Below are 18,131 nucleotides of genomic sequence, written 5' to 3'. Positions count from 1 at the left end.
TTGCCTGTACCGGCCGCCCCCACAGGTAGCACGCGGTCCCTGTAGGAGCGGCTTCAGCCGTGAACAGGCCGGTACAGGCGCTAGCGCATTGTCAGCCCTTCCACACCTGCGGGTTCACCAGGTCCCGCGGTCGCTCACCGAGCAACGCCGCACGCAGGTTTTCCATCGCCCGGTTGGCCATGGCCTCACGGGTTTCGGCCGTTGCCGAGCCGATGTGCGGCAAGGTCAGCGCGTTGGGCAGCTTGAACAGCGGCGATTCGCTCAGCGGCTCTTTCTCGTACACATCAAGGCCGGCGCCACGAATGCTGCCGTTCTGCAACGCTTCGATCAGCGCCGTTTCGTCGACCACCGGGCCCCGGGCGATGTTGATCAGGAACGCGCTCGGTTTCATCAGCTTCAATTCACGGGCGCCGATCAGCTTGCGCGTGGCATCGGACAGCGGCACCACCAGGCAGACGAAGTCGGACTCGGCCAGCAACTGGTCGAGGCTGCGGTATTGGGCGCCCAGTTCCTGCTCCAGCGCAGCCTTGCGGCTGTTGCCGGCATACAGGACCGACATGTTGAAGCCGAAGCGGCCACGCCGGGCGATAGCCGCGCCGATGTTGCCCAGGCCGACGATGCCCAGTGTCTTGCCATGCACATCGCTACCGAAGTGCATCGGTGCGACCGTGGCCTGCCAGTTGCCAGCCTTGGTCCAGGCGTCGAGCTCGGCGGTGCGGCGGGCGCAGCCCATGATCAGCGAGAAGCCAAGGTCCGCGGTGCTTTCGGTGAGCACGTCGGGGGTGTTGGTAAGGGCGATACCACGCTCGTTGAAATAGTCGACGTCGTAGTTGTCGTAGCCGACCGAGACGCTGGACACCACTTCGAGCTTGCCCGCGCCTTCGAGTTGCGCGCGGCCGAGCTTGCGGCCGGCACCGATCAGGCCGTGGGCCTCGGGTAGGGCCTCATTGAACTGGGCGCTGATGTCGCCGAGCTTGGGGTTCGGCACGATCACGTTGAAGTCTTGCTGCAGGCGCTCGGCCATGGCCGGGGTGATGCGGCTGAAGGCCAGGACGGTCTTTTTCATCGGGCAACTTCTCAGGGCGGTGGATGGGGTTGATTGGTTAGCAACCTACCATTGTCCACCGCCGCCGTGCAGCAGCTTTTTCAGTTGGCGATCAGCAGTTCATGGGTTTTCAGGTCGGCTTCATGGGCCGCCAGAATCTCTGGCAACGAGTTGCGCAGGTACTCGACCCAGGTCTTGATCTTGGCATCCAGGTACTGGCGCGAAGGGTAGATGGCATACAGGTTCAGCTCCTGCAGCCGGTACTCCGGCATCACCCGCACCAGGCTGCCGTCGCGCAAGCCATCGATCACCGAGTAGATCGGCAGCACGCCCATGCCCATGCCACTGCGGATTGCGGTTTTCATCGCATCCGCCGAGTTGACCTGGAACGGCGAGCTGGTGATGTTCACCAGTTCCTGGCCTTCCGGGCCGTCGAACAGCCATTTTTCCAGCGGGATCACCGGGCTGACCATGCGCAGGCAGGCGTGCTTGAGCAGGTCGACCGGCTTGTGCGCAAAACCGTGCTTGGCCACGTACTCGGGCGAGGCGCAGACAATGCTGTAGGTGATGCCCAGGCGCTGCGAGACGAAGCCCGAGTCCGGCAGCTCGGTGGCCAGCACGATGGACACGTCGTAGCCCTCGTCGAGCAGGTCGGGCACCCGGTTGGCCATGGTCAGGTCGAAGGTCACATCCGGGTGCGACTCGCGGTAGCGGGCGATGGCATCGACCACGAAGTGCTGGCCGACCCCGGTCATCGAATGCACCTTCAGCTGGCCGGCAGGCCGCGCATGGGCGTCGCTGGCTTCGGCTTCGGCCTCTTCGACGTAGGTGAGGATCTGTTCACAGCGCATCAGGTACCGCTTGCCCGCCTCGGTCAAGGCGATGCGCCGGGTCGTGCGGTTGAGCAGCCGGGTTTGCAGATGGGCTTCCAGGTTGGAGACCGCCCGCGACACGTTCGCGGTGGTCGTATCCAGTTGCGCCGCAGCAGCGGTAAAGCTGCCTAGCTGGGCTACGCAACTGAAAGCACGCATGTTTTGCAGGGTGTCCATGGGTCACTCTCAAGGTAGAGGACAAAATTGTGTCACGAAGTAACGCGAATGTGCGTTCGACCAAAGCCGGATTATCGCTGTTTCGGTAACAAAGATTCGCAGGAATATGCGCTTATCGCCAGTGCGGTGGCCCCCTAGAATTGCCCGGCCCCTCCACCTCTTCCTCGGGAAATCGCAGCTGTGCCGCGTCGCATCATCAGAACGCTTCAAGTGTTCAGTGCCTGTGCCCTTAGTCTCACCTTGAGCGGCTGTATCGGAACCTGGGGTATCGCCCCGCAAAGCAAGACCTTGCAAGCCAACACCTTGAGCACCGACGCGGCCATTCGCGAAGCGGCCAGCGACGCGCACTGGCCTGACCAGCGGTGGTGGCACGCCTATGGCGACCCGCAACTTGACCGTTGGATCGACCTGGCGGTAGCCGGTAGCCCAAGCCTGGCCATGGCGGCAGCGCGTGTGCGTGAAGCCAAAGCCATGGCCGGTGTGGTCGAGTCGGCGGAAAAGCTCCAGGTCAATGGTGATGCCACGCTCAAGCGGCACAACTGGCCCGAGGATCAGTTCTATGGCCCAGGCGCGCTGTCGGGTGCCAACACCTGGGACAACAATGCCGCCTTCGGCTTCAGCTACGCGCTGGACCTGTGGGGCCGTGAGCGCAATGCCAGCGAGCAGGCAGTGGACCAGGCCCACATGAGCGTGGCCGAGGCCCGCCAGGCCCAGCTGGAACTGCAGAACAACGTGGTACGTGCCTACATTCAGCTGAGCCTGCATTTCGCCCAGCGCGACATCGTCAAGGCCGAGCTTGAACAGCAAGAGCAAATCCTGGCCTTGGCCAAGCGTCGTTTGGACGGCGGCATCGGCACCCATTTCGAGGTCAGCCAGGCCGAGGCACCGCTGCCCGAAACCCATCGCCAACTCGACAGCCTTGACGAAGAAATCGCCCTGACCCGCAACCAGCTCGCGGCGCTGGCCGGTAAAGGCCCGGGGGAGGGCGCGCAGTTGCAGCGGCCGACCCTGGCGCTCGCGGCGCCGCTGAAGCTGCCATCGAACCTGCCTGCCGAACTGGTCGGCCAGCGCCCGGACGTGGTCGCCAGCCGCTGGCAGGTCGCGGCCCAGGCACGTGGCATCGATGTCGCCCACGCCGGGTTCTTCCCCAACGTCGACCTGGTCGGCAGCCTGGGCTTCATGGCCACCGGTGGTGGCCCGCTGGAGTTCCTGACCGGGCGCAAGTTCAACTACAACGTTGGCCCGGCGATCAGCCTGCCGATCTTCGACGGTGGCCGCCTGCGCTCGCAGCTGGGCGTTGCCTCGGCGGGCTATGACGTGGCGGTGGCGCGGTACAACCAGACCGTGGTCGGCGCGCTGAAGAACATTTCCGACCAGCTGATCCGCCGCGAGTCGATGAAGGAACAGTCGCATTTCGCCGCCGAGTCGGTGGCTGCTGCGCAGAAGACCTATGACATCGCCACGGTGGCCTTCCAGCGCGGCCTGACCGACTACCTCAATGTGCTCAATGCGCAGACTTTGCTGTTCCGCCAGCAGCAGGTGCAGCAGCAGGTGCAGGCCGCACGCCTGATCGCCCATGCCGAACTGGTTACCGCCCTGGGCGGCGGCCTGCAGGCCGGCCAGGACGTGCCGAAGGAAGAACGCCAGGCCGCGCCGAAAACCCCGGCCACCCTGGCCATTTTCGACAAGAAGCCGGATAACGCCGAATGAGCACTTCCAGTTTGCCCGTGCGCTGGCTGCAAAGCCTCGAATGGCGCCGGGGCTTCTTCGCCTGGGCGCGTACCGATGGGGTGACCTGGGTCTACATCTTCAAGGTGCTGGCGGCAGCGTTCATCACCCTGTGGCTGGCCATGCGCCTGGAACTGCCGCAACCGCGTACGGCGATGATCACCGTCTTCATCGTCATGCAGCCGCAGAGCGGGCATGTGTTCGCCAAGAGTTTCTATCGGGTGCTCGGCACCCTGGCTGGCTCGGCGATGATGGTCGCGCTGATCGCGATCTTCCCGCAGAACACCGAGCTGTTCCTGCCCAGCCTGGCGGTGTGGGTCGGCCTTTGCTCGGCCGGTGCCATGCGCTACCGCACCTTCCGCGCCTATGGCTTCGTCCTCGCCGGCTACACCGCGGCAATGATCGGCCTGCCAGTGCTGCAGCACCCTGACCAGGCGTTCATGGCGGCCGTATGGCGGGTGCTTGAAATTGCCCTGGGCATCCTGGTGTCGACGTTCGTCAGCGCCGCGATCCTGCCGCAGTCGGCCAGTGCCGCCATGCGCAACGCCCTGTACCAGCGCTTCGGTGTGTTTGCCGGGGTGGTGGTGGAAGCCCTGCGCGGTGATAGCCAGCGTGACCGTTTCGAGACCAGCAACGTGCGCTTCGTCGCCGAAGCGGTGGGGCTGGAGAGCCTGCGTAACGTCACCGCCTTCGAAGACCCGCACATGCGTCGACGCTCTGGCCGCCTGGTACGCATGAACAGTGAGTTCATGGCCATCACCACGCGCTTCAACGCCCTGCATCGCTTGCTGGAGCGCCTTCGCGCCCGCGGCCCGCTGCAGATCGTCGGTGCCATCGAGCCGGGGCTGAACACCTTGGTGGAGCTGTTGCAGCCCTATGTGGGCCGGGCGCTGACCGACGCCGATGCGCTGCGCCTGACCCTGGAACTGGCGGCCTACAAAGAGGGCCTGCAAGCTCAGGTGCGTGGCCTGCGTGCCGACTATGTAGCATCCTGCCCCAGCGAATCCGATCTGCTCGACTTCCATACCGCGTTCGAGCTGCTCTACCGCTTCGTCGACGAGATGTACAGCTACGCCGAAACCCACGCTTCGCTGGCCGCGCACAAGCACGAGCGCGAGCAGTGGGACGAGCCCTATGTGGCGCAGACCAGCTGGCTGGTGTCGCTGGCCGCCGGTGTGCGGGCGTCGGCGGTGCTGTTGCTGCTGGGTAGCTACTGGCTGATGAGCGACTGGCCCAGCGGCGCCATGATGACCCTGATCGCCACCGTCACCGTGGGCCTTTCGGCCGCCTCGCCAAACCCCAAGCGCATGTCGTTCCAGATGGCTTGCGGCACGGCGATCGGTGCCTTCATCGGTTTCTTCGAAACCTTCTTCGTCTTCCCCTGGATCGACGGCTTCCCGCTGCTGTGCATGGTCCTGGCCCCCGTCTTCGTGCTCGGTGCGTTTCTGTCGTCGCGGCCGGCGTACGCCGGTTACGGCATCGGCCTGCTGGTGTTCTTCGCCATCGGCTCGGTGCCGAACAACCTGACCGTCTACGACCCGTACAGCTTCATCAACGATTACATCGGCATGGTCATCGGCATGTTCGTCTGCGCCGCGGCGGGTGCGATCATCCTGCCGCCGAACAGCCGCTGGCTGTGGAGCCGCCTGGAGCAAGAGCTGCGCGAGCAGGTGCTGTTCGCCATCAGCGGGCGCCTGCGCGGCATCGGTTCGGCCTTCGAAAGCCGCACCCGTGACCTGCTGCACCAGGCCTATGGCTTGGCCGCCGGCAAGCCGCAGGTGCAGAGCCAGCTGATGGGCTGGATGTTCACCGTACTGGAGGTTGGCCACGCCGTCATCGAGTTGCGCAAGGAGCAGGCCCGCGCGCCGATCCACCCGGCCTACGCCGAATCGCAGCCGTGGCGCCAGGCCATTCGCGTCATGGGCCGCGCCCTGGCTCGCCTGTTCCTGCAGCCCAACGCCAGCAACCACGAGCGCGCCCTGGTCGCGGTGGACCACGCCATCGCCCGCGTGCAGGCCACCGACGAACCTTTTGCCCGGCACTTCGACACCTCGGTGCTGCGCCGCGCGCAGAGCTACCTGCACTTCATCCGTTCTTCCCTGCTGGACCCACAGTCGCCGCTGGCACCGGCGAAAGGATTGCACCATGTTCCGTGAAAGCATGCCCCGTGAGATCGCCTTCCATGGCGTGTACATGCCCACCATGACCCTGATGTTCCTGTTTGCCCTAGGCCTGGCCTGGGGCCTGGACCGGTTCATCGCCAGCCATGATGGCTACCGCTTCTTCTGGCATCCGGCGCTGCTGCGCCTGAGCCTGTTCGTCTGCCTGTTCGGCGCCCTGGCGCTGTCGCTCTACTGGTGAGAATCCTTCGATGAAAAAGTTCTTCAGCCTGATCGCCACCCTGCTGGTGCTGACCGCTGCCGTGGTGATTGGTCGCCAGTTGTGGTTGCACTACATGACCACGCCGTGGACCCGCGACGGCCGCGTGCGCGCCGACATCATCAACGTCGCCGCCGATGTGCCCGGTTATGTGGTGGACGTGCCGGTCAAGGACAACCAGCGGGTGAAGAAGGGCGACCTGCTGATCCAGATCGACCCCGAGCACTACCAGCTGGCGGTCGACCAGGCCAAGGCCCTGGTCGCTTCGCGCAAGGCCACCTGGGAAATGCGCAAGGTCAACGCCAAGCGCCGCGCCGACATGGACAACCTGGTGATCTCGAAGGAAAACCGCGACGACGCCAGCAACATCGCCAACTCCGCCCTTGCCGATTACCAGCAGGCCCAGGCAGCGCTGGCGGCGGCCGAGCTGAACCTCAAGCGCACCCATATCGTTGCTACGGTGGACGGTTACGTGACCAACCTGAACATCCACAAGGGCGACTATGCGCGCACCGGCGAAGCGGTGATGGCGGTGGTCGACGAGAACTCGTTCTGGGTGTACGGCTTCTTCGAGGAAACCAAGTTGCCGCACGTGAAAGTAGGCGACCAGGCCGAGCTGCAGATGATGAGTGGCGAACGCATCAAGGGGCACGTGGAGAGCATCGCCCGCGGCATCTACGACCGCGACAACCCACAGAGCCGCGAGCTGATCGCCGATGTGAACCCGACCTTCAACTGGGTGCGCCTGGCACAGCGGGTGCCGGTGCGGATTCATATCGATGAGGTGCCGGACGGGTTTGTGCTGGCGGCGGGGACGACCTGTACGGTGGTGGTAAAGCCAAATGAGAGCTAACCGGAACTGATGTTGGGCCTATCTCTGTCGTTAGGAATTGGACTACAGCGAGGTAGGAAGGGGATGTCATGAGCTGATTTAGCTCGCGCTGCACAATGCCTTTTCGTGTCGCCAGCAAGCGCGATGCGCAAAAGCAATGGCCCCGCGATGCGGGGCCATTGATACGTACCTAGGGTCATCACCAGCATGACCATCAGATCTTCTGGGAGAGGGCGACATAGGGCTGCACTGCGAATGCTAATACCGGATCGACGAGTTGACACACCAAGACTGGCTTAGCCGCTAGGATGCATTTCCTCAGGCAGGGTCGAACGGGTTGGCTGTTCCTTCGCTGGGTATTAGTAAGCCACCCCCACCAGCACCGGCACCTCGACCCGATCAATGACCTTGGCGCTGATGGACGGGTCCAGCAGCCGCCCCAACCGCGACAGGTGGCGGTGGCCCATGATGATCAACTCGCAGTTCAGTGCCTGTGCCTTGCTGACGATCGCCTCGACCGGCTGCCCGGCGACCATGCAGCCTTGGCTGCTGAAACCGGCCTGCTGCAACTGTTGTACGGCCTCGGCCACGGCGCGGTCGCCCAGGCGTTGCTCCTCGCAGGCGGCGGGATACTCCTCCAGTTCTTCAACGGTGTAGGGCGCAGGTTTGTCGTGCACGGCGAAGGTGGAGTCGATGGCCAGCAACACGTGCAGTTCGTGTTCGCCCGGGCGGCAGTAGCGGCGGGCGAGGGTGAGCAGGGCAGCGGAAGCGGGGGAGGCGTCGATGGCGATCAGGACGGGGCTGGGCATCTGGGATCCTTGTTTGCAGCTGGCTAAGGGGTTGCCTGTCCGGGCCTCTTCGCGGGCAAGCCCGCTCCCACAGGGAGTGCACAAAGTTGTGAGAATGTGAGGCTCCTGTGGAAGCGGGCTTGCCCGCGAAAGGGCCGGACCTGCCAATGCTTCATTTAAGGCCGAACACGGCCAGTGAATAAATGCCCCGCCACGCACGAACGCATTGCGTCTGGTGCAATCGGCCAACCTGCTACCATCGCGTTTCCCCACAGCTGTAACGGAAAACGGCCATGCAACTCCCGGACATGAACCTGCTCGTCGCCCTCGATGCCTTGCTCGATGAAGGCAGCGTGGTGGGCGCCGCGCAGCGCATGAACCTGAGCCCGGCGGCGATGAGCCGCACCTTGGGGCGTATCCGCGACGCCCTGGGCGACCCGATCCTGGTGCGTGCCGGCCGTGGCCTGGTGCCGACGCCACGTGCGCTGGCCCTGCGCGAACAAGTGGCGGCACTTGTAGAGCAGGCCGGTGAAGTGTTCCGCAGCGTCGATGAAGTCGACTTGTCCAGGCTCGATCGCGCTTTCAACATTCGCACCAATGACTTGTTCATCGCCTTGTATGGCGCCCAGCTGCTGCAGCGCATGCATAAACAGGCGCCACGCACGGTGCTGCGTTTCGTGCCGGAAAGCCCCGGCGGCGATGACGACAGCGTGCTGCGCGATGGGCGCACCGACCTGATCATCAGCTCGACCGTCGACCTGGGCCCGGAGATCAAGGTGCAGAGCCTGTTCCAGACTTACTATGTAGGGCTGGCGCGGCGCGATCATCCGATCTTCGACCAACCCATCACACCGGACGCCTTTGCCAGTTATCCGCAGATCAGCGTTTCCCGCCGTGGCCGGGCCAACGGGCCGATCGATGTCGAGCTGGCCAATTTCAAGGTGCAGCGTCGGGTGGCACTGATTACCCCAAGTTTTCACTCGGCATTGTTCTCGCTGCCCGATTCCGACCTGATCCTGCCGATGCCGGCCAACATCCTCAACAGCGTGCACAAGCTCGGCCTGCCGCTACGCTCGTTCGAAATCCCGGTGCCGCTGGAGCGAGTGACAGTGCTGCAGGCCTGGCACCCGCGCTTCCATAACGACCCCGCCCACCGCTGGTTGCGGCAGACCTTGAAGGCTTGCTGCAGCGTCGATCCTTGATACCGTGTTGCTTGCTCCGCAGGTAAAACCCGCTCCCGCGCTGGCCTGATGCATTGCATTGATCCTGAGGGAGCGGGTTTACCCGCGAAGCAGGCGACTCGGTATCGAAGCCGATTGCGTCAGGCGCAATATAAAACTGCCGAGAAGTCAGTTTTCGTCAGCATTCGACCTTCTTAGACTTGCTCCAGTCGCAAATTTGTTGCTGGAGATGTATTCCATGAGTTCCCTGTCCGCCCCTTCGGCCGCGATTGCCGCCGCCCCCGCGCCGGCCGCGCCTGCGCAGACGGCGTTCGGCTTGCGGGTGGTGGTCGGGCTGTTCGGCGTGTTGCTGGCAGTGCTGTGTGCCGGCCTCAACGAGTCGGTGACCAAGATTTCCCTCGCCGACATCCGCGGCGCCATGGGTATTGGTGCCGACGAAGGGGCGTGGCTGCTGGCGGTGTACAGCGCAGCTTCCGTCTCGGCCATGGCCTTTGCCCCGTGGCTGGCCACCACCTTCTCCCTGCGCCGCTTCACCATGAGTGCGGTGGGCGTGTTCGCCGTGCTGGGTTTACTGCAACCGTTTGCCCCCAACCTGCACAGCCTGATGCTGCTGCGCGTGCTCCAGGGCTTTGCCTCGGGTGCATTGCCACCGATGCTGATGAGCGTGGCGCTGCGCTTCCTGCCTCCTGGCATCAAGGTCTACGGCCTGGCCTGCTATGCCCTGACCGCCACCTTCGGGCCCAACCTCGGTACGCCTCTGGCTGGCCTGTGGACCGAGTACGTCGGCTGGCAGTGGGCGTTCTGGCAAATCATCCTGCCCTCCGCGCTGGCCATGTTTTGTGTCGGTTGGGGCCTGCCGCAGGACCCATTGCGCCTGGAACGCTTCAAGCAGTTCGACTGGCGTGGCGTGTTGCTCGGCCTGCCGGCCATCAGCTGCATCGTCCTCGGCCTGTCGCTGGGTGACCGCTGGGGCTGGTTCGATTCGCCGCTGATCTGCCGGTTGCTGGGCGGTGGCGTACTGTTGCTGGTGTTGTTCATGTACAACGAATGGTCCGAGCCGCTGCCGTTCTTCCAGCTGCGCATGCTGCAACGGCGCAACCTCAGTTTTGCCCTGGTGACCCTGGCTGGCGTGCTGATCGTGCTGTCCGGTGTGGCCAGCATTCCGTCGGCGTACCTGGCGCAGATCCAGGGCTACCGCCCGGCGCAGACCAGCCCGCTGATGATGCTGGTGGCCATGCCGCAGCTGATCGCCCTGCCACTGACCGCAGCGTTGTGCAACATCCGGGCAGTGGATTGCCGCTGGGTGCTGGCCATCGGCCTGGCCATGCTGGCGGTGTCGTGCGTGGGCAGCAGCCTGCTGACCAGCGAGTGGATCCGCGGTGATTTCTACCCGTTCTACGTGCTGCAGGTTTTTGGCCAGCCAATGGCCGTGCTGCCGCTGCTGATGCTCTCCACCAACGGCATGACCCCGCAGGAAGGCCCGTTCGCCTCCAGCTGGTTCAACACCGTCAAAGGCCTGGCCGCAGTGATTGCCGGAGGCCTGCTGGATGCCTTGGGCACCCTGCGCCGGCACTTCCATTCCAACCACCTGGTAGACAGCTTGGGCAACGCGCCGCTGATCGACGGCAACACGGTGGGCCTTGCCAAGCGCATTCACGACCAGGCGCTGGTGCTGACCTCGGCCGACCTTTACCTGGCCATGGCCTGCATCGCCGTGGCGCTGATCTGCCTGATTCCTTTCGTGCCTACCCGGGTCTATCCGCCGCGCGCGGTGGCCTGAACCCTGGATGAATTCGAGACACTGAACATGACCAACAACCGCAAAACCCTTCTCATCGGCTCGGTGCTCGCCGTGGCCGTGCTGGCCGGTATCGTCGGCCCCTGGCTGTTGGGCAGCGACCACCGGCAGAGCACCAACGATGCCTATGTGATTGCCGACTACACCGTGGTCGCGCCCAAGGTCGCGGGCTTCATCAAGGAAGTGCTGGTCGAAGACAACCAGCAGGTGCAGGCCGGCCAGTTACTGGCGACCATCGATGCCCGTGACTACCAGGCCGCGCTGGATGCCGCCCAGGCGCAGCTGCTGGTGGCCAAGGCGCAGAGCGCCGATGCTCGCGCCACCCTCGAGCGCCAGGCCGCACTGATTGCCCAGGCCCAGGCGGCGGTGACGGCGGCTCAGGCTGAAGCAGCGTTCGCCGACCACGAGGTCAACCGCTACAGCCGCCTGGCCGAGCAGGGTGCCGGCACCGTTCAGAACGCCCAGCAGGCGCGCAGCCGGGTCGACCAGGCCCGCGCACGGCTGGCCAACGCCCAGGCGGCGCTGGTGGCAACCCGCAAGCAGGTGGACATCCTTACGGCCCAGGTGGCCAGTGCCGATGGCCAGTTGAAGCGTGCCGAAGCCGGCCTGGAGAAAGCCCAGCTGGACCTGTCCTACACCCGCATCACCGCGCCGGTTGACGGCATGGTCGGTGAGCGGGCATTGCGCGTCGGCGCCTTCGTCAACCCGGGCGCCCGCCTCTTGTCGGTGGTGCCGCTGCAGCATGCCTACGTGGTCGGCAATTTCCAGGAGACTCAGCTGACCCACGTGCAGCCGGGCCAGCCGGTGAGCATCAGCGTCGATACCTTCTCTGGCGAAACCCTCAAGGGCCATGTCGAGAGCATTGCCCCGGCCACCGGCGTGACCTTCGCTGCGGTGAAACCGGACAACGCCACCGGCAACTTCACCAAGGTGGTACAACGCATTCCGGTGAAGATCGTTTTCGATGATGGCCAGCCACTGCTCGAACGCCTGCGTGTGGGCATGTCGGTAGAAGCTACCATCGACACCCAGGGCGACAAGCTGGCTGGCAAAGAGGTGAGCACACGATGAAACCTGCCGCACGCTTGAGTCCGCTGCTGCTGGCCGTGCTGCTGGCCGGCTGCACCCTCGGGCCGGACTTCCAGCGCCCGGACAGCCAGGCGCCGCAGCAATGGGAAGCGCTGCAGGGTGAAGCCGCCCCGAGCCAGCCACAGGCCGAGCCGCTGGAACTGCGCTGGTGGGAAACCTTCCACGATGCACGGCTGAGTGCGTTGATCCAGCGCGTGGCCGACAACAACCTCGACGTGCAGATGGCCAGTGCACGCCTGCTACAAAGCCGCGCCCTGCGTAGCACGGTGGCAGCCGATGAAACGCCGTCGGTGGATGCCAACATCGGTTACAGCCGTGCCCGCAACAGCGCCGAAGGCCTGAGCGATCCATCGGGCAACGCCGGGAAATCGGCCTTCAACCTCTGGCAGGGCGACTTGGTCGCTGGCTGGGAACTGGACCTCTGGGGCCGGGTGCGGCGCCAGGTGGAAGCGGCCGATGCCACCGTGGAAGTGGCCGAGAACGATCGCCGCGGCGTATTGCTGGCACTGCTTGCGGAAACCGCCGGCAATTACATCCAGCTGCGAGCCGTGCAACACACCCTGGACGTGACCCGCGACAACCTCAAGGTCGCCGAACATAGCCTGAAGCTTTCCCAGGATCGCCAGGCAGAAGGTGTTGCCACGCGTCTTGATGTGGCCCAGGCCAGTGCACAGGTTGCTTCCATCGAAGCGCGCCTGCCGAGCCTGGAAGCCAGGCGCGATGACTTGATCAATGCCCTCAGCCTGCTCGCCGCCGAGCCGCCGCGTAGCCTGCAGGCCGAGTTGCTGCAGGGCGCAGAGCTGCCCGCGCCGCAGCAGACGTTCGCCATCGGCCTGCCCTCCGAGCTGGCCGAGCGGCGCCCGGACATCCGCCAGGCCGAGGCGCGCCTGCATGCAGCCACCGCGAGTATTGGTGTGGCCAAGGCCGACTTCTATCCAAGCATCCGTCTATCTGGCAGCGTCGGCTTCCAGGCCATGCAGCTGGCCGATTTCGGCGGCTGGGATTCGCGTCGCTTCGCTTTCGGCCCGCAGTTGTCGCTGCCGATCTTCGAGGGTGGCCGGCTCAAGGGCACCTTGGAACTGCGCGAGGCGCAGCAACAGGAAGCGGCGCTGAACTATCGCAAGGTGGTGCTCGGTGCCTGGCACGAGATCGACGATGTGCTGCGCCTGTATAACGCCAGCCAGCTGCGTCGTGATCACCTGGCCGAGGCGGTGCGGCAGAATCGCATCGCCCTGGAAACCGCCCAGCGCCAATACGTGGAAGGGGCAGTGGACTTTCTCAACGTGCTGACCGTGCAGGGCGCACTGTTGGCCAGCCAAGAGCAGTGGATCGACAGTTCAGCGGCGGTTTCGCAGGCGCTGGTTGGCTTGTACAAGGCGCTGGGCGGCGGTTGGCAGGCGTTCGATACCCAGCCCCCGCACCGGGCGTGATCGGGGGCGATTGCCATGTACCTCTGTTTGAACGGCAAGCACGAGTGCCTTCCAAAGGTGATGCGCCTGGTATTGCTGCCAGTGTTCAGCATGGGGGGGAGTTTTGTTATTGGCGAACGTCCTGGTGGCCGACAACATAGTGACTGAATCGCCCCGATCACAAAGGCCGTAACAAACCAAAGCGTTTGCGCAACACCCAATGCAAAACCCGTCGCGGCAGCCAGCGCGCCAACAATGGCAATGCGGTGCTGCCGTTACCTATGCGTACCAGCGTCGGTGGCGGCGATTTGTGTACCGCTTTCAACACACCTTGAGCGAACTCGCGCGCGGACGTCGGCTTGTCCTGTGAAGCGCGCGCCCTTGCTTGAACATACTCACGCAACGGCCACCATGGCGAGCCCGGGGTGAACATCTGTTGCGCCTGGCGCTGGGCATTGTCGGCGAACTGCGAAGCAATGGCTCCTGGCTGCACCTCCATGACCTGTATCCCGAACGGCACCAACTCCAGGCGCAGGGCATCGCTGAGCGCCTGCACGGCAGCCTTCGACGCGCAGTAGGCGCCGGCGAATGGCGTGACCAGCACGCCCGAGACACTGCCGATATTCACCACCAACCCGCGTGCACGACGCAACAGCGGGAACAATGCGCGGGTTACGCCGACCACGGCGAAGACGTTGGTTTCGAACTGTTGGCGCATGGCCTCTACGCCGCCATCGAGCAAGGGCCCCATGGCGCCGTAGCCGGCGTTGTTGATCAGGATGTCGAGGCGACCGTGGTGCGCTTCCAGCTCATTGGCCAGGCGCTTGAGCGCTTCGCCATCGTTGACGTCCAGTTGCCGTGCAATGAAGCCGGCGGCGGACAGTTGTTCGACATCGTCGGGCTTGCGGGCCGTGGCCCAGACTTCATGGCCGGCATCGCGGAAGGCGTCGGCGAGGGCGCGGCCGATGCCGCTGGAACAACCGGTGATCAGGACGGTGGGCATGGATGGGCCTGTATTCTGGGGACGTTGAGGTTGCCTTCGCCGGCCCATTGGCGGGCAGGCCCGCTCCCCCAGGCATACACAATGCCGCGAGGTCTGTGCGAATCCTGTGGGAGCGGGCTTGCCCGCCAATGGGCCGGAACAGGCGCTGTATTAATTGGCAAATGTACCTTGCAAGTGTTCCGCGCGGAATTCCAAGGTCTGCGGCCGGTAGCCCGAACGCAGCGGTGGCAACGGCAGGCAGTCTTTCCACTCGGCGCCCGGCTGCAGCTCACCCGGCCCACGGTAGCGCGGTGCGTTGTAAGTGTTTTCTGCCAGGTTTACGGTATCGCCCGGCGCATACGCTGCAACGCGCCAGCGCAGTTCGACCAACGGGGCCTTGTTGCCGTTGTGCATCGTGACTTGCAGGGTGCGATCAGGGGGGCATTGCGCGGGTGCGTAGGCCAGGCGCAGGTCCAGGCGCGCCAATTGCGAGGTTTCGCGAGTGTCCTGCCACGCGACCCACAGCGCAACCAGGCCCAGGCCACAGACGGCAGCCATTGAAAGGGGCAGGGCTTTCGCTGGGTAGCGCAGCAGCAATACCAGCCAGGTGAGGATGAGGATGGCACCGATAAGCATGAATCTGGGACCTCGAGATCGCCGGTTCAGCCATCCTAGCGTCAAATGGGCTGCGCTTGAAGATCAGCGATGGTATCTGTTAATCAAGGTATCACCCCCGTCGTACCTAGCATTTCTATCAGTTTCGACAGTCTGTGCGTGCCAGTAGCATCGTCGACAGCTGTGCACTGCGTGGCACAGATTCTGGTCATTCGACTGCCACTTCGGGGAACAAACGCATGGGAACAGTAAAGGTTGAACAGTATACGGTTGTAGGGTACATGAATGCCCAATTGCCCAATGGCGTACCCTTCCACGCCAGCTCGCTTGTTATTCAGCCCCGCGGAGTTGCTGCATACGATGACAACGCAGTTGGCGGTGAGCCCTTCCTCTTTATAAATTTCCCCAAAACGCTCGAAGTCAAAACCTTCCCGATGGAGCCGCAGGAGAAAGGGAACGTCTGGGCCTATCTCGGTTCGGCGTTTACGGGTTATGCCAGCAATGGCGAACTGGGCATTGAGCGTTTGAACGATGCTGCGGGCCCGCTGAAAGCGCACTTTGAATTCGAGGTGTCTGGGGAGGGCACGCCGTTCAAGGTGACCGACGGAGCCTTCGAGCTGCAAGTGTCGGAGCGTGCGCACACCGACGAGGCTACGGGCGCAGCAGGCGCGCAGGTCGAACCTGCTCTCGAAGGTAATAATGGGTTCAATGCGACCCTCATCAACCTGAACTACGGTCAGGATGGCAAACCCAATAGCCTGTTGATCGTCCAGCAACGTGACCTTGAATATGGCCTGTCCGACTTGGGCGCTTTCATTCGGCTAGACACTGACGGTGTATTGGGTGTCAGGGCTGTTGTCGGCAATGGCCTGATCGCCGCGGATGAAGGCAGCCTGGACTATTCAGACTTCCATTACGAAGAAGGGGTGGCGCTTTCCTTTGTGTTCAGCTTTTCGTTCAGATGGAAAGGCAAGGTCTACAGGTTTGAAAAGGGACGTGTGAAGCTCGACTTGCGCTGAGTGATCCGCTGAGCAACAAAAAGCCTCGCGCCCTGCCAGGGGCGCGAGGCTTTCAACAAGGGGTTCCTACTGCGCGATCGTCTTCACTGACACGCCACGCTCAGCCGGCGTCGACGTACGCCCATACACGTCCTCGAAGCGCTCGATGTCATCCTCGCCCAGGTAACTGCCAGACTGCACTTCGATGATTTCAAGCGGGATCTTGCCCGGGTTGCGCAAGCGGTGGATCGAGGCGATCGGGATGTAGGTCGACTGGTTCTCGGTGAGCAGGAACACGTTCTCGTCACAGGTCACCTCGGCAGTGCCGGACACCACGATCCAGTGCTCGGCACGGTGGTGGTGCATCTGCAGCGACAGGCTGGCGCCCGGCTTGACGGTGATGTGCTTGACCTGGAAGCGGCCGCCCATGTCCACCGAGTCGTACGAGCCCCACGGGCGATACACTTCCAGGTGGTTCTGGGTTTCGCTGCGGCCCTGCTCGTCGAGGGTCTTGACCATCTGCTTGACGCCCTGGACCTTGTCCTTGTGGGCGATCATCATCGCGTCCTTGGTCTCGACCACGACAATGTTCTCCAGGCCGATCACCGACACCAGCTTGCCATTGCCGTGGATCATGCAGTTGCGGCTGTCCTGCACCACCACATCGCCTTTGGTGACGTTGCCGTTATCGTCCTTCTCGTGCACGTCCCACAGCGACGACCAGCAGCCCACGTCGCTCCAGCCGGCCGACATTGGCACCACGCAGGCGCGCTGGGTCTTTTCCATCACGGCGTAGTCGATGGAGTTGTCTGGGCAGCATTCGAAGGTGGCTTCGTCGATGCTCAGTACATCGCCGTCTTCAGCACTGCGCTCCAGCGCCAGCACGCAGGTGTCGTAGATGTCCGCGTCGTGTTTCTTCAGCTCTTCGAGGAAGCGGCTGGCGCGGAACAGGAACATGCCGCTGTTCCAGAAGTAGCCACCGGCGGAGACGAACTCAGCGGCGCGCTTCTCGTCGGGCTTTTCGACGAACTGGGCGACCCGGGCCACACCTTCAGGCAGCAGCGCGTCCTGGCTGGAGCGGATATAGCCGTAGCCGGTTTCCGGCTTGGTCGCCGGTACACCGAACAGCACCATCTCGCCGCGCTCGGCGGCCACGGTGGCCAGGGCCAGGGCGCGTTGCAGGGCTTTCTGGTCATCGATCACGTGGTCGGCAGGCAGCACCAGCATCAGCTCGTCGCGGCCTTCATTGACCAGTTTCATGGCCGCCATGGCCACCGCCGGCGCGGTATTGCGGCCGAACGGCTCCATCAGGATGCCCTGGGTTTCCAGCTTCAGGGCAGCGAGCTGCTCCTGGACGATGAACTTATGGTCCTTGTTGCAGACCACGATCGGGGCGTCCATGCCGTCGAAGCGCAGGCGCTCGATGGTTTGCTGGAACAGGGTGTGTTCACCGGTCAATGCCAGGAACTGCTTGGGGAACTGCTTGCGCGACAGAGGCCACAGACGGGAACCGCTACCACCAGAAAGAATTACCGGGATCATCATGTTTCTCCAATAGTCGTTATGAGGCAGGGGGATCAGTTGCTAGCCACGGGGCGAGTTACCCACACCGGCGACAAGTTGCTGCCGGAACCCGTTACGTACAGCACGGCAGCTTCGCCACGCTCCAGGGCGACCGGTTTCAGGTCGCTGACTTTCTTGTTGCCTTCGAACAAGGCCAGGTTGACCTTGACCGGATTGATTTCACGCTCGCCGCGGCCCTTGGTGGCCACCGATGGCACCACTTCGGTCTTGCCGTCGGCGGTCTTCAGGGTTACCGCCTGGTCGCTGAGGTTCTGCACCCGCACCAGGGCTTTCTGTTTGTTCTTGAACGGTGGTTCTTCGATCAGCTGCGGGGTGCCGCCGGCGTTGTTGACCAGGGTGTAGTACTTGTCCGCAGCCAGCTTGACCGGCACGCTCTTGCCACCGACCTGAGCGGTGTAGTCACCACCCGGCAGGAAGCTGAAGTCGCTGCTGGCCTGGGCGCCAACCTGCTTGATCTGGGTGTTGCCGACGCTGGCTGCAGCCGGGGCGCTGGTGGCGTTGTACAGGCGCACGAAGGTCGAGCCTTTCGGTGCGGTCGGGCCGTACAGCGCGGCATCGGCGCCGGCGAACGCCTGCATGGAAGCAAGGGAAAGGCCGGCCGCGAGGGTGAGGGCTTTGGCAATGGAAGTCTTGGTAGTCATGTGCATTTCCTCT

Annotated in this window: 16 protein-coding genes; 9 read left to right on the top strand and 7 right to left on the bottom strand. The window is 63.8% G+C overall.

Going from position 1 to position 18,131, the window contains the following annotated elements; translation table 11 throughout:
• Nucleotides 1-91: 91 nt before the first annotated feature.
• Together APH27_RS12090 and APH27_RS12085 are read right to left on the bottom strand one after the other, a co-directional pair.
• Nucleotides 92-1,066, bottom strand: coding sequence for a D-glycerate dehydrogenase (locus tag APH27_RS12090; RefSeq protein ID WP_060484910.1), 975 nt, complete (start codon nt 1,064-1,066; stop codon nt 92-94).
• An 80-nt stretch (nt 1,067-1,146) separates the two neighbouring features.
• On the bottom strand, nt 1,147-2,094 hold the full coding sequence (locus APH27_RS12085; RefSeq protein WP_027918463.1) for a LysR family transcriptional regulator: 948 nt from the start codon (nt 2,092-2,094) through the stop codon (nt 1,147-1,149).
• Between the two features lie 180 nt (nt 2,095-2,274).
• Here APH27_RS12085 and APH27_RS12080 point away from each other — a divergent pair, with 180 nt between their 5' ends.
• The 4 genes from APH27_RS12080 to APH27_RS12065 are packed head-to-tail and all read left to right on the top strand — an operon-like array spanning nt 2,275 to nt 7,054.
• A complete protein-coding gene (locus APH27_RS12080) occupies nt 2,275-3,804 on the top strand; it encodes an efflux transporter outer membrane subunit (RefSeq protein WP_060484909.1) in 1,530 nt (509 codons plus the stop codon).
• Nucleotides 3,801-5,978, top strand: a complete 2,178-nt coding sequence (locus APH27_RS12075) for an FUSC family protein (RefSeq protein ID WP_060484908.1) — start codon at nt 3,801-3,803, stop codon at nt 5,976-5,978. Before APH27_RS12080 ends, APH27_RS12075 begins: the two co-directional genes overlap by 4 nt.
• A gap of 4 nt (nt 5,979-5,982) precedes the next feature.
• Nucleotides 5,983-6,183, top strand: a complete 201-nt coding sequence (locus APH27_RS12070; protein ID WP_008097766.1) for a DUF1656 domain-containing protein — start codon at nt 5,983-5,985, stop codon at nt 6,181-6,183.
• A 10-nt stretch (nt 6,184-6,193) separates the two neighbouring features.
• The gene (locus APH27_RS12065; RefSeq protein ID WP_027918466.1) at nt 6,194-7,054 is read left to right on the top strand and encodes an HlyD family secretion protein; all 861 of its coding nucleotides are present in this window, start codon (nt 6,194-6,196) and stop codon (nt 7,052-7,054) included.
• Between the two features lie 338 nt (nt 7,055-7,392).
• Here the strand turns inward: APH27_RS12065 and APH27_RS12060 are convergent, their stop codons facing one another.
• Entirely contained in the window at nt 7,393-7,842 is a 450-nt protein-coding gene (locus tag APH27_RS12060) for a universal stress protein (RefSeq protein WP_027918467.1), read from the bottom strand.
• 272 nt (nt 7,843-8,114) lie between these two features.
• Between APH27_RS12060 and APH27_RS12055 the strand changes: the two genes are divergently transcribed.
• The 4 genes from APH27_RS12055 to APH27_RS12040 all read left to right on the top strand — a co-directional run bounded on the left by APH27_RS12055 (nt 8,115) and on the right by APH27_RS12040 (nt 13,319).
• Nucleotides 8,115-9,023: a LysR family transcriptional regulator gene (locus APH27_RS12055; protein WP_027918468.1), complete on the top strand. Its 909-nt coding sequence runs from the start codon at nt 8,115-8,117 to the stop codon at nt 9,021-9,023.
• Nucleotides 9,024-9,240: 217 nt separating this feature from the next.
• Nucleotides 9,241-10,782 carry an MFS transporter gene (locus tag APH27_RS12050; protein ID WP_060484907.1) on the top strand — a complete coding sequence of 514 codons (1,542 nt, stop codon included), beginning with the start codon at nt 9,241-9,243 and terminating at the stop codon, nt 10,780-10,782.
• Nucleotides 10,783-10,809: 27 nt separating this feature from the next.
• Nucleotides 10,810-11,871, top strand: coding sequence for an HlyD family secretion protein (locus APH27_RS12045; protein WP_027918470.1), 1,062 nt, complete (start codon nt 10,810-10,812; stop codon nt 11,869-11,871).
• The gene (locus APH27_RS12040; RefSeq protein ID WP_060484906.1) at nt 11,868-13,319 is read left to right on the top strand and encodes an efflux transporter outer membrane subunit; all 1,452 of its coding nucleotides are present in this window, start codon (nt 11,868-11,870) and stop codon (nt 13,317-13,319) included. The genes APH27_RS12045 and APH27_RS12040 overlap by 4 nt, the downstream gene beginning before the upstream one ends.
• A gap of 157 nt (nt 13,320-13,476) precedes the next feature.
• On the opposite strand, the gene APH27_RS12035 is transcribed toward APH27_RS12040, so the two are convergent.
• Both APH27_RS12035 and APH27_RS12030 read right to left on the bottom strand, forming a co-directional pair.
• A complete protein-coding gene (locus tag APH27_RS12035) occupies nt 13,477-14,301 on the bottom strand; it encodes an SDR family oxidoreductase (protein ID WP_027918472.1) in 825 nt (274 codons plus the stop codon).
• 150 nt (nt 14,302-14,451) lie between these two features.
• On the bottom strand, nt 14,452-14,916 hold the full coding sequence (locus tag APH27_RS12030; RefSeq protein WP_060484905.1) for a hypothetical protein: 465 nt from the start codon (nt 14,914-14,916) through the stop codon (nt 14,452-14,454).
• Nucleotides 14,917-15,176: 260 nt separating this feature from the next.
• Here APH27_RS12030 and APH27_RS12025 point away from each other — a divergent pair, with 260 nt between their 5' ends.
• Nucleotides 15,177-15,914 carry a hypothetical protein gene (locus APH27_RS12025; protein ID WP_156335878.1) on the top strand — a complete coding sequence of 246 codons (738 nt, stop codon included), beginning with the start codon at nt 15,177-15,179 and terminating at the stop codon, nt 15,912-15,914.
• Between the two features lie 66 nt (nt 15,915-15,980).
• On the opposite strand, the gene APH27_RS12020 is transcribed toward APH27_RS12025, so the two are convergent.
• Complete coding sequence (locus tag APH27_RS12020; RefSeq protein ID WP_060484903.1) at nt 15,981-17,435, bottom strand: mannose-1-phosphate guanylyltransferase/mannose-6-phosphate isomerase; 1,455 nt, start codon at nt 17,433-17,435, stop codon at nt 15,981-15,983.
• Nucleotides 17,436-17,470: 35 nt separating this feature from the next.
• Nucleotides 17,471-18,118, bottom strand: a complete 648-nt coding sequence (locus APH27_RS12015; protein ID WP_027918476.1) for an alginate O-acetyltransferase AlgF — start codon at nt 18,116-18,118, stop codon at nt 17,471-17,473.
• Nucleotides 18,119-18,131: the final 13 nt, after the last annotated feature.

Source organism: Pseudomonas sp. NBRC 111123 (assembly GCF_001320205.1).
Taxonomy (GTDB): domain Bacteria; phylum Pseudomonadota; class Gammaproteobacteria; order Pseudomonadales; family Pseudomonadaceae; genus Aquipseudomonas; species Aquipseudomonas putida_J.
The sequence above is the reverse complement of the archived record's forward strand: the minus strand, read 5'-3'. Positions and strand labels throughout refer to the sequence as shown.